Here is an 11,851-nt window from a genome sequence, read left to right on the forward strand (position 1 = left end):
ATTTGGTTTTCCTGGGGTTCTCATGGATTAAAAGATATGGTTCCATATGTTTAAGCGAGCCGAGATCGCATTCATCCGAACCCAGGAGCACTTCAATCATGAGTCACTTGACCCGAGCAGAGTGGGACGCCAGAGCCAAGGCGCTGGACATCGAGGGCCGCGCCTTTATCGACGGGCAGTACAGGCCTGCCAGTTCAGGCGCTACCTTCGAATGCGTGAGTCCTGTGGATGGGCGATTGTTGGGCCTGGTTGCAAGTTGCGACGCCGCGGACGCCGAGTTGGCCGTGACCAGCGCCCGGGCGGCATTCGAGTCTGGCGTTTGGTCGCGTCAGGCACCGGCAGCGCGCAAGGCGGTCATGTTGCGTTTTTCCGACCTCTTGCAGTCCCATGTCGAAGAGCTGGCGCTGCTGGAAACGCTGGACATGGGTAAACCGATCGCCGACTCGCTGGCGGTCGACCTGCCCGGCGCCATCGACAGCATTCGCTGGTGCGGTGAAGCCATCGACAAGATCTACGATGAAGTGGCCGCGACGGCTGTGGATCAGCTTGGGTTGGTGACGCGGGAGCCGGTCGGGGTGGTCGCTGCCATCGTGCCGTGGAATTTCCCGTTGATGATGGCGTCCTGGAAATTGGGGCCGGCATTGGCGAGCGGTAATTCGGTGATTCTCAAACCTTCGGAGCGTTCGCCGCTGACGGCCATTCGTATCGCACAGCTTGCCCTGGAAGCAGGGTTGCCGGCCGGTGTGCTCAATGTGCTGCCAGGCTATGGGCACACGGTGGGCAAGGCCCTGGCCTTGCACGGTGACGTTGATGTGCTGGCGTTTACCGGTTCCACCCGAGTGGCCAAGCAACTTCTCGTGTATGCAGGCGAGTCGAACATGAAGCGGGTCTGGCTGGAGGCGGGGGGGAAGAGTCCGAACATTGTCTTCGCCGATGCCCCTGATCTTCAGGTAGCCGCCGAAGCGGCAGCGGCCGCCATAGCTTTCAATCAGGGCGAGGTGTGCACCGCCGGTTCACGTTTGCTCGTCCAGGCTTCCATCAAGGCGCGTTTCGTGCCGATGGTGGTCGAGGCCATGAAAAGCTGGAAGCCTGGCCATCCATTGGACCCCGACACCAATGTCGGTGCACTGGTGGATGCGCGTCACCTGGAAGGCGTGTTGCACCACATTCGGCAAGGACAGGATCAAGGCGCCCAGTTGTTGCTGGGAGGACACGTGGCGCTGGCGGACAGCGGTGGCAGCTACGTGGAGCCGACGCTATTCGATAACGTCAGCAATTCGATGAACATTGCCCGGGAAGAGATTTTTGGCTCGGTGCTGTCGGTGATCGAGTTCGACGAAGCCGAGGATGCGGTGCGCATCGCCAACGACACGCCTTATGGGCTGGCGGCAGCCGTCTGGACGGCCAACCTGTCGCGCGCCCACACCATGGCCCGGGCTCTTCGCGCCGGAAGTGTCTGGGTCAACCTGTATGACGGCGGCGACATGATGGCGCCGTTCGGTGGCTACAAACAGTCCGGCAATGGCCGCGACAAATCCCTGCATGCTTTTGATAAATACACCGAGATCAAGGCCACCTGGATTCAGCTCTGAGGCATTTCCGGTGAACCACGTTACAGGCGGGATGGCTCTGCCTGCTTGACGCTTACTCAAACGAATTCCTTTTTGAAGGATGGCGCAATGAACAGCTCGATAAGCTCCACGGCAGCCGTGGACCAGGACGCGGAGCAACTCCGTGCCCTGGGGTACACCTCGAATTTCGAACGTAGCATGAGCCTCTGGCAGAACTTTGCCCTCGGTTTTACTTACTTATCGCCAGTGGTCGGCGTCTATACGTTGTTCGGCCTGTGCCTGGCGGCGGGCGGGCCGCCGATGTTCTGGTCTTACCTGCTGGTCGGCTTCGGGCAAATGCTGGTGTGCCTGATTCTTTGCGAAGTGGTGTCCCAGTACCCCATTTCCGGCGGTGTCTATCCGTGGGCTCGCCGCCTGGTGGGGAAAAAATGGGCCTGGATGGTCGGCTGGATCTACGCCATCTCTTTGTGCGTGACCATTGCTGCCGTAGCCCTGGGCGCTGGCCCCTACATTGCCAACCTGCTGGGTTTCGAGTCGTCGCCGGTCACTAATACCTTGGTTGCGCTGGTCCTGACCGCCGCCGCGACGGTCCTGAACCTGAGCGGCACCAAGCTGCTGGCGCGGGTGGCGATGTTCGGTTTTCTGTGTGAGCTGGTCGGGGCTTTGTTGATCGGCGGCTATTTGCTGATTTTCGAGCGCCACCAGCCCTTGAGCGTGTTGTTCGACACGTTCGATATTTCCATCGATGGGGAGTACTGGCCGGCCTTCCTGGCCGCGTCACTGGCGGGGATGTTCCTCTATTATGGTTTTGAAGCCTGCGGCGATGTCGCCGAGGAAACGCCCAATCCTAGCCGCCAGGTCCCCAAGGCCATGCGAATGACGATTTGGATCGGCGGTGCTGCTTCGATCTTCGCCGCCCTGGCCTTGATCCTGGCCGTGCCTGATATTGCCGCCGTTGTTTCCGGGCAGGACAAGGATCCCATGGCCACGATATTTGGCGCGGCGTTCGGTCCGGTCATGTCCCGTGTGGTCATGGCGGTGATCACGGTCTCATTCGTTTCCTGTGTGCTGAGCTTGCAGGCATCCGCCAGCCGCTTGTTGTATGCCTACGCTCGAGACGAAATGCTCATGGGCAGTGGTGCGCTGAAGAAACTCTCCCCGACGACCCATGTGCCGACTGCCGCCCTGATGGTCTGCGGGGTGCTGCCGGCAATCATCGTGTGTGTCGGCTTTTATCTTCAGAACGCCATCGCGCTGGTGGTGAGTTTTGCCGCCATCGGTATCTACCTGGCGTTCCAGATGATTGTCGGGGGAGTGATGTATGCCCGTCTCCGGGGCTGGACACCCAAGGGCCAGTTCACCTTGGGACGTTGGGGCTGGCCGGTGAACATCGCTGCGCTCTGCTATGGCTTGTTCGCCATCGTCAATATGTCCTGGCCGCGTACGCCAGATGCGCCTTGGTACGTGAACTACGGCATCGTGTTGGTCGGCGCCATCGTGATTCTCGTCGGCCTCGTCTACATGGTCGTGTTTCGTCCCTACGAGAAGGGTACCGCTCCGGCGTCCGATGCCTGGAAAAAAGCCTAGGAACATGACGGCCTGCCGCCGGGCGCGGCAGGCAAATTCCTCTGATGAGAAAAGGTGAATATTTTATGACGTCTCGAATCCACTCGATGCTGTTTGGGTTGCTCCTGATGCTGGCCAGCCATGGGGTTATGGCGGCCAGTCAAAACAATACCCTGGGCGTGATCCATGACTACATGAAGGCTTGGAACGCCCGTGATGCGGAGGCTGCGGCGAAGTACTTCGCCGAGGACGGTGAGTTTCTCGACGCCTCGGTGGGAACACCGCAGGTGGGCCGGGAAAATGCCAAGACCCAGGTGATCGAAGTGTTCATGCGCGCAGTGCCGGATCTGCAATGGACGATGCTGGGCGAGCCGATCATCAACGGTGACAGCGTTGCCTTCGAATGGGAGTTCAAGGGGCACAATACCGGGCCTTGGAGCACCGAGACGCCGGCCACCCAGCGCCCCCTCAGCTTCAAGGGGGTGAGTTTCATCCGGCTCAAGGAGGGCAAGATTCTCACGCAGCACGACTACTATGACGCCCTGGGTTTCAACAAGCAGCTCGGCTGGTAGATCAAGGTTCCCGTCGGGACAGCTGCAGCAGCAAACCTGGCTCGGCTCTCGTGGCCGAGAGCATCCAGCCATGGGCCTGGGCGATTTCCTGGCAGATCGTCAAACCCAGGCCGGCGCCATGGTCGCGGCGATGGGCCCCGCGCCAGAAGCGCACGAACAGTTGGGGCAGTTGCTCCCGATCAACCCCGGGGCCCCAATCGCGTACGCGCAGGTAATCCCTGCCGATCTCCAGTCGAACCTCGGTGCCTCGAGGAGCATGTTGGAGGGCGTTTTCCAGCAGGTTCTTCAGCAACGTGAAGAGGGCGCTGCGATCAGCCTGCCAAGGGCCAACGCCCGTGCAATCCTCGGCCAGCACCAGGCGTACGTCGACGGCTTCGGCCATGCGCTGCAAATATTCGATGGCCTCCTTGGCGACGTCTGTCAGTTCGACGGCGGCAAAGATGTAGTTCTGGGCTTCACTGGCTTCGGTCAGGAGCAGCAGTTGCTGGGTTTGACGGGTCATGTGGGCCACATCGTTGAGGAGCGCATTGCGACCTTGGCTGTCTTCCATCAATTCGATCTGCGCCCGTATCAGTGCTAGCGGCGTCTTCAGTTCGTGCGCCGCGGTCGCCAGGAATTCCTGCTGGATCCGGTAGCCATTTTCCAGGCGCTGGAGGACCCGATTGAAGCTGTCCACCAGTGGCACGACTTCGGACGGCACGCGGTCGACCTGCAGCCGTGAATGCAGGGAGCGTGGCGAGATGGCCGCGGCTGACTCGGACACCTCGCGCAAGGGCTTGAGCGTGTAGCCGAGGATGACATAGGCGCAGGCGCCAAAGACGAAGAGCAGTAGCAGGCTGAACAGGACGATGCCGGCGCCCATGAAGGGCAACGCGAAGGCCCCATGGAAGAGGTCCATCAGCCGTTCGCTGGCGGCCAGTTGCAGGAACCAGGTCTGGCCGTCGTGTTCGACCGGCGCGGTGGCGCCATACATGAGGATGCCCTGGCGCTCGAACTTGAATTGTCCCAGCTCTTCCGGACGCACCGAGGTGCTCGCAGGCCAGAAAGTCGCATCGGTGGACGTCAGGGCCACGTTTGCCGAAAGGTCCAGCACGCGGTAGCCGATCTCCTGCCGCATGCTTTCATAGGTCCAGGCCCGATCGGCCTCGCTGTGATCGAATCCCACCGGGCGCCCGCCAGCATCGAACTGGAGTTTTTCCGCCAGCTCCTGGGTGCGTTCGGCCATGTTCGTGACCGACAGGATGTCGCTCTCTGAGGTGGCCAGGGCCAACGCCGCCGACACGATCAGCAGGATGCTCAGCGCCACGCCGGCAATGTAAGCCAGCAGCACCTTGAACCTGAGGCTACTCAACCACGTCGACCTGGCGCAGCGCATAACCTAGACCTCGCACGTTGACAATGCGTTGGCGCGAGCCGATGGCCAGCAGCTTGCGGCGGATACGGTGCAGGGCCACGTCCAGGGCGTTCGGCGTGACTGCTTCGCTCAAGCCCCAGCCTGCCGCCTCGATGTGGGGGCGGCGGACGATTTCACCGGGCTTGCGCAACAGCAGCAACATGATCTGCATTTCCGCCGGTGCCAGGGCGATGCTCTCGTCCGCGCAGTACAGCAGGCCTGTATCGGGTTGCAGGCTCAGGTCACCATGGCTGGGTGCGAGAGGACGACAGTCCACGGGCCTTCGTAGCAAGGCCCGTACACGGGCGATCATTTCATCCATGGCGAACGGCTTGGGCAGGTAGTCATCGGCACCGGCATCGAGCCCCTGTACCCGATCATGCAAGGCATCCCGTGCCGTCAGTACCAGACAAGGCAGGCCAAGCCCGGCGCTGCGCAGACGCTTCAACAAGACGAGCCCGTCACCGTCTGGCAAGCCGCGATCAAGGATCAACGCCTGGTAGGGCACCCGTTGGATGGCCGCCCACGCGCCATCCATGCGGTTGATCACATCGACGGCAATCCCGGCGTTCGTCAGTCCCGTGCAGACCAGCTGTGCCAAGCGTTCGTGGTCCTCGACCAGCAGAATGCGGCTCATCAGAAGCGGTACAGGTAGCCAAACAGCGCACTGTTTTCGGTAGAACGGTCTACCAGCGGACTGTCCTTGATTTCGCTGTCCAGGCGCGTCGCCTTCAGGTCGAGGAACACAGAGTGGTGCTGATCGAACATATAGTTTCCCCGGACGCCAAACTCGGTATTGAGGGCAGACTTGCCATCATAGGCCGCGCGATCGATGCGCGCTTCACTGTCACGCACGCCAAAATAATAATCGACGTATTTTTTGTCCTGCCACATCGCCGTTGCATGGGGCGTGAGGGTGATGTGGTCGCCGAGCCGCCAGGATCGCTCCAGGCCCAGGTTGAAACGTTGGCCGTCGCTATGGCCCGATGCATCCGCCAGCCACTCGGCGTGCACGTCCACCCAGTCGGTGCGCCACTGCACTTTGGCGCCGGCCCAGAAGCCGCTTTTACGGTCGCTCATGCCATCGAAGACCCGTGAGTCATCGGCATCATAACCACTGAAGTCGTACTGGCCCACGAGGCTGAAATCGATGTGCTGGGTATCGTTGAGTTCGAGCTGTGTCAGCTTGACCTCGGCGTTTGGGCCGAACACCCGCAAGTATTCGTTCTCGAAGTAGATCAGCGGGATCGCCTTGTTGTCACGATCGATGCCGGTATAGGGCTGCTGGCTGCTGATTGCACCGACTCCCAGTCCCCAGGACGAAGACGGTTCGGCGGTTTCAGGTTCAGCGGCCTGTGCGGCGATCGCCGAACTGGCTACGGCGAGCAGGACGACACTCGGGATTGTTGAAACGGCTAAGCGCAGCAAATGCATGGAGTGCTCCAACGGGACAGGATGAAATACGTGCCTATCGTTAAGCACTTTCCCTTACCGGATGCTTACCGTTATTTGCCGAAAGCTTGACCCTGATCAAGGCAAATCGAAATGCCCGCGTCATCGCCGTTATAAGTGCCAAGCAGCGCTCTATCAGGGGTGATGGCTATTTGGTATTGCGCTAAGATCGCGCCAGGTCAGCGTGTATAAAAGCCTTTCTACAACAAGTTCACGCGTCACTAATTCAATATGAAATGAGGCTTGAACGGAAATGCTCAGGAATGCACCGCTGCGTCTGAAACTTTTATTGATCCTGCTACTTCCTCTGTTGGGATTCTTGTCCTTGGCCGGCGTCTTTATCGTGGACAACTACAAGACCTTGCGCGATATGGACGCCACGGTCGCCGCCAGCGCCACGGCACAGAAGTTGAGTCAACTGATCACGGTATTGCAGCGCGAGCGCGGCGCCAGCGGGGTTTTCCTGGGCAGCGGCGGCAAGTCCATGGGCGAACGTATGGCCCAGGCGCGCCAGGATTCCAATGCCTCGGCCAAGGTGGTGCGCGGGTTGTCTGCGTCGGACAGTGCGCAATTGGACAATGTTCTCCAGGCATTGGACCAGTTGCCCGTCATTCGTGGGCAAGTGGATAAGTTGGGTATCAGCAGCACCGAATCCGGTGTTCGTTATACCGAGATCATTCAAGCGCTCATGGGCTATACCCATTCTTTGGAAGCGACGATCAACAACGCCACCATTGTTCATGCGCTCAATGCCCTCAATCAGTTTATCGAGATGAAAGAGCGGGCCGGACGCGAACGGGTCGTGCTGGGCCTGGTATTCAGCCAGGATCGTTTCGATGAGACCTTATTGTCGCGCTTTAGCCGCAATCTTGGTGAGTTCTCTGCGTATTCCGACGCGTTCCGTCGCCAGGCCCAACCCGTCTTGCTTCAACAGTTCACCGAGCAGATGCTCAAGCCCGCTGCGGTCGAAGTCGGTAAGTTGCAGCGCCTGGCTTTCGAAGTGCCATTGGGCCAGTCCCTGGGCATCAAGCCAGAGGCCTGGTTTGAACTCTCCACTCAGCGCATCGATATGATGAGCCAAGTGGAAGACGCCCTCGGCCAAAGCATCAGCCGCCTGGCGATTCACGGCCGCGATGAAGCAAGTCGTGCGTTGTGGCTGACCGTCGCTGCGGTCGTCGTGGCGCTGCTGGCGGTGACAGTGTTGTCGTATGTGATCATCCGCCTGATCGATCTGGCGGTGCGCGATGTGAACCAGGCCCTGAACGGCCTGGCACAGCGTGACCTCACCGCCAGGGCCACCTACGAAGGCCGCGATGAGTTCGGCCAGATCTCGCGCAACCTCAATCGCATGGCGCAGGAGATCAGCGAGATCGTGCAGGAAATCGGCAACGCCACGGCGCAAGTGGCGACCGCCGCGCAAGAGTCTTCCACGGTGACGGTCCAGACCAGCATGAGTGTCGAGCAACAGCGCCAAGGCACCGAGCTGGTGGCCACGGCGATCAATCAGATGAGTGCCACGGTGCGCGAGGTGGCGCAAAGTACCAACGATGCGGCGCACATGTCGCAACAGGTCAACCTCAGCACGGCCCAAGGGCGCGTGGAAATCGAAAGCACCATCGGGCTGATCCGCCAATTGTCCGGGCAGGCCGAGGAGACCGCGCAAATCATTGGTGATCTCAAGCTGGAAAGCGATGCCATTTCCTCGGTGCTCGATGTGATTCGCGGCATTGCCGAACAGACCAATCTATTGGCGCTCAATGCGGCGATTGAAGCGGCGCGGGCCGGTGACCATGGCCGCGGTTTTGCGGTGGTCGCCTCCGAAGTGCGCACCCTGGCGCAAAAGACCCAGGAGTCCACAGGCAACATTCAACAGATGATCAGCAACCTGCAGGCCGGTTCGGATCGCGCGGCGCTGTCCATGCAGCAGACCCTGGACAAGGCCCAGGACGGGGCGAGCAAAGTCGAGCGCGCGGGGGAGTTGCTGGTGGAGATCGCCGAGGGGGTGGCGACGATCAGCGACCGTAACATCCAGATCGCCTCCGCGGCCGAAGAGCAGAGCGCGGTGTCCGAAGACATCAATCGCAACGTGAACGAGATCAACGACCTGGTGATCCAAGTGAGTGCCGGCGCCGAGCAGACGGCCATCACCAGCCAGGAACTGGCGCGCCTGGCCGAGCACCAGCAACAGTTGGTCAATCGCTTCAAGGTCGCCTAGGTCTTGCAACCTCGGGCCTTCGACGCAAGGCCCGGGTGTGCGCTCAGACGATATCGTCGATCAGGATATGGCGCTCGCCGCGGCTGCATTGTTCGATCCGCGCCTCGACCTTGTAGACCTTGCGCAGCATCGATTCGCTGATCACCTCGGCGCTCGGGCCGCTGCCCTGGGCGGTGCCGTCGGCGATGACCAGCACCTGGTCGGCAAAGCGCAGGGCCTGGTTCAGGTCATGGATGGCGATGAACACAATGACCTCGCGTTTGCGCGCCAGGGCCCGCATGAAGTTCAGCACCTGGACTTGCCGGTGCATGTCCAGGGCGCTGGTCGGTTCATCCATCAACAGGATTTCCGGTTCGCGCACCAGGGTCTGGGCGATCGACACCAGTTGCTGCTGTCCGCCGCTGAGCTCGCCGAGATTGCGGAACGACAGTTCGGTGATGCCCAGCGCGGCGAGAATGTCATCCACCAACTTGAGCTCATCATCGTGGACGACCCAGCCCGGCGTAAGCTGCTTGCGCGCCAGCAGCACCGACTCGTACACCGTCAACCGGGCGCTGGCGTTCAAGCCCTGGGGCATGTAGCTGATGCCCTGCGGTCCCTTTTTCGAGTCCTCCAATACCACTTGCCCGGGGCCGTCGATCAAGCCAGCCATGCGCTTGAACAAAGTGGACTTGCCCGCCGCGTTGGGGCCGACCACCGCCACCACCTGGCCGCCGACAAAGGCTGCCGTGGTCACGCCGTGAATGACCGTGCGCTGGCCGTAGCGTGCGCCGAGATTCTCCAGCCGGATCGTTACCATGAGTTTTTCTTCCCACCGAGAATCAAGGATATGAAGAAGGGCACGCCGATCAGCGACGTCACCACGCCGATGGGGAAAATGGCCCCGGGAATCAGGGTTTTGCTGATCACCGAACTGGCGGACAGAATCAGTGCGCCGGTCAGCAGGGACGCCGGCAGGAAGAACCGCTGGTCTTCACCGATCAGCATTCGTGCGATGTGCGGTCCGACCAGACCGATGAAGCCGATGGTGCCGACAAACGCCACCGGGAACGAGGCGAGCAGGCTGACCATGATCAGCGTCTGGAAGCGCAGGCTGCGCACGTTGATGCCGAAACTCGCGGCCTTGTCATCCCCCAGGCGCAGTGCGGTCAAGGCCCAGGCACGCCGGGCGAAAATCGGCAGGGTGACCAGGATTACCAGGCAGATCACCCCGAGCTTGGGCCAGGTGGCTTTGGTCAGGCTGCCCATCGTCCAGAACACCACGGCGGCCACGGCTTGTTCGGTGGCGAAGAATTGCACCAGCGCCAACAGCGCGTTGAAGGTGAACACCAGGGCGATGCCGAGCAGGACGATGGTCTCGGCGCTGACACCGCGGCGCAGGCTCAGGAAGTGGATCAGCAAGGCCGACAGCATGGCCATGATGAACGCGTTCAGCGGCACCATGTACTGCGCCGCCAACGGGAACAAGGCCACGCCAAACGCCAGGCCCATGGCCGCACCGAAACTGGCGGCGGCGGAAATGCCCAGGGTGAACGGGCTGGCCAGCGGGTTGTTGAGGATCGTCTGCATCTGCGCGCCGGCCAGGGACAACGCCGCACCGACCGCAACGGCCATCAGCGCCACGGGCAGGCGGATATCCCACATCACCACGCGGACCTGGGGCGATGCGCTGTCCGGTGAAAACAGCGCGCCGAGCACTTCGTCGAGGCTGTAGCGCGCCGGCCCGAGGGCCAGGTCGAGCAGCACGCTGCAGATCAGCAGCAGCGCGAGCCCGGCGAGGATAAGGCGCTTGCGCAGCACCAGGCGTCGGTAGGTGTCACGTTGCATCACCAGGGTTTCGTTCAGCGTGGTCATGGCTTGTCCTCGGCCTGGCGCAGGCTGACGGCGTAGCCCGGTTCATAAGGGACCGGCAGGAACTGCTCGTGCAATTGGCGGAACGAGGCGTCCGGGTCCAGGTCGGCAAACAACGTCGGGTGAAACCATTTGGCCAATTGCTGGATGGCGACGAACTGATAGGGGCTGTTGTAGAACTGGTGCCAGATGGCGTGGAACGCCTGGTCGTCCTGAGCCTTGATGCCGGCATAGGCCGGCCGCTGGGTGTACCACGCCAGTTTTTGCCTGGCTTGGGCCATGTCCGCCCCCGGGCCGACGCCGACCCAATGGCCGCCAGGGGCAAAGGCTTCCCAGTTGGCACTGGTGACCACCACCTGCGCCGGGTTGGCGACCACCACTTGCTCGGCGTTCAACTGGCCGAACGTGGTGGGGATGATGCCTTTGGCAATGTTGTCGCCACCGGCCATTTCGACGAACAGGCCGAAGTTCTCGTTGCCGAAGCTCAGGCAGCAATCATCGGTGTAGCCGCCGATGCGTTCGATGAAGACCTTTGGCCGGGCCGGGTGGCGCGCCTCGATGACGTCGGTGACGCGTCGAATCTGCTGGTTGCGAAAGTCGATGAACGCCTCGGCCCGGGCTTGCTTGCCGAACAATTGGCCGAACAGGCGCATGGTCGGCTCGGTGTTCTGCATCGGGTTGTTGCGAAAGTCGACATAGACCACCGGGATGCCCAAGGCGTCGAGCTTTTCGATGTAACGCGCGTCCTCGGTGGCGTGCTGGGCTTCGATATTGAGGATGATCACATCCGGACGCTGGGAAATCGCCTGCTCGATGTCGAAGGTGCCGTCCTCGAAGCCACCGAAGGTCGGGATCTTGGCGATGTCGGGATATTTGCGCAGGTAGGCGCCGTAGGTGTCCGGATCGGACTGGATCAGGTCCTTGCGCCAACCGACGATGCGTTCGATGGGGTTTTGCGTGTCCAGCGCCGCCACCAGGTACAGCTGGCGGCCTTCGCCGAGAATCACCCGCCGCACTGGGAGGTGCACCTTGACCTGGCGCCCGAGCAGATCGGTCACGCTGCCCAGGGCCGGATCCGTCGCGGCGGCGACAGCGTTGCGTGGCGCCAGGGAAAACAACGACAAGCCGAGCCACCCGGCGAACAGCAGGGTGGCGAGCGTGTGATGACGCAAAACGGTAACCATGGTTCAGGCCTTTACAGAAGCCGACCGGGACAACGGCGCAAACCGCC

10 protein-coding genes are annotated in these 11,851 nt (G+C 61.4%); 4 read left to right on the plus strand and 6 right to left on the minus strand.

The window, feature by feature from the left end; all coding sequences use genetic code 11:
- Positions 1-98 precede the first annotated feature (98 nt).
- The 3 genes from HU767_RS08900 to HU767_RS08910 all read left to right on the plus strand — a co-directional run bounded on the left by HU767_RS08900 (position 99) and on the right by HU767_RS08910 (position 3,709).
- Positions 99-1,592 (plus strand): aldehyde dehydrogenase, encoded by a 1,494-nt coding sequence (locus tag HU767_RS08900; RefSeq protein WP_186705838.1) that lies wholly within the window; start codon positions 99-101, stop codon positions 1,590-1,592.
- Positions 1,593-1,679: 87 nt separating this feature from the next.
- On the plus strand, positions 1,680-3,158 hold the full coding sequence (locus tag HU767_RS08905) for an amino acid permease (protein ID WP_186729312.1): 1,479 nt from the start codon (positions 1,680-1,682) through the stop codon (positions 3,156-3,158).
- 65 nt (positions 3,159-3,223) lie between these two features.
- Positions 3,224-3,709, plus strand: coding sequence for an ester cyclase (locus HU767_RS08910; RefSeq protein ID WP_225917584.1), 486 nt, complete (start codon positions 3,224-3,226; stop codon positions 3,707-3,709).
- Position 3,710: 1 nt separating this feature from the next.
- Here the strand turns inward: HU767_RS08910 and HU767_RS08915 are convergent, their stop codons facing one another.
- From HU767_RS08915 to HU767_RS08925, 3 genes are read right to left on the minus strand one after another with little or no spacing between them, the layout of a single operon-like run.
- Positions 3,711-5,060 carry an ATP-binding protein gene (locus HU767_RS08915; RefSeq protein WP_238349437.1) on the minus strand — a complete coding sequence of 450 codons (1,350 nt, stop codon included), beginning with the start codon at positions 5,058-5,060 and terminating at the stop codon, positions 3,711-3,713.
- On the minus strand, positions 5,053-5,739 hold the full coding sequence (locus tag HU767_RS08920) for a response regulator transcription factor (RefSeq protein ID WP_186705841.1): 687 nt from the start codon (positions 5,737-5,739) through the stop codon (positions 5,053-5,055). Before HU767_RS08920 ends, HU767_RS08915 begins: the two co-directional genes overlap by 8 nt.
- Positions 5,739-6,536, minus strand: coding sequence for a MipA/OmpV family protein (locus tag HU767_RS08925; RefSeq protein WP_186705842.1), 798 nt, complete (start codon positions 6,534-6,536; stop codon positions 5,739-5,741). The genes HU767_RS08920 and HU767_RS08925 overlap by 1 nt, the downstream gene beginning before the upstream one ends.
- 271 nt (positions 6,537-6,807) lie before the next feature.
- Between HU767_RS08925 and HU767_RS08930 the strand changes: the two genes are divergently transcribed.
- Positions 6,808-8,769, plus strand: coding sequence for a methyl-accepting chemotaxis protein (locus HU767_RS08930; protein ID WP_186729313.1), 1,962 nt, complete (start codon positions 6,808-6,810; stop codon positions 8,767-8,769).
- A gap of 43 nt (positions 8,770-8,812) precedes the next feature.
- Here HU767_RS08930 and HU767_RS08935 read toward each other — a convergent pair whose 3' ends face one another.
- Genes HU767_RS08935 through HU767_RS08945 form a run of 3 tightly spaced genes read right to left on the minus strand, consistent with a single transcriptional unit; the run spans position 8,813 to position 11,804 of the window.
- Positions 8,813-9,568 (minus strand): ABC transporter ATP-binding protein, encoded by a 756-nt coding sequence (locus HU767_RS08935; protein ID WP_186729314.1) that lies wholly within the window; start codon positions 9,566-9,568, stop codon positions 8,813-8,815.
- On the minus strand, positions 9,562-10,623 hold the full coding sequence (locus tag HU767_RS08940) for an iron ABC transporter permease (protein ID WP_186729315.1): 1,062 nt from the start codon (positions 10,621-10,623) through the stop codon (positions 9,562-9,564). The genes HU767_RS08935 and HU767_RS08940 overlap by 7 nt, the downstream gene beginning before the upstream one ends.
- Entirely contained in the window at positions 10,620-11,804 is a 1,185-nt protein-coding gene (locus tag HU767_RS08945; protein WP_186729316.1) for an ABC transporter substrate-binding protein, read from the minus strand. The genes HU767_RS08940 and HU767_RS08945 overlap by 4 nt, the downstream gene beginning before the upstream one ends.
- Positions 11,805-11,851 lie beyond the last annotated feature (47 nt).

This window comes from Pseudomonas sp. SWRI179, assembly GCF_014268705.1.
Taxonomy (GTDB): domain Bacteria; phylum Pseudomonadota; class Gammaproteobacteria; order Pseudomonadales; family Pseudomonadaceae; genus Aquipseudomonas; species Aquipseudomonas zanjanensis.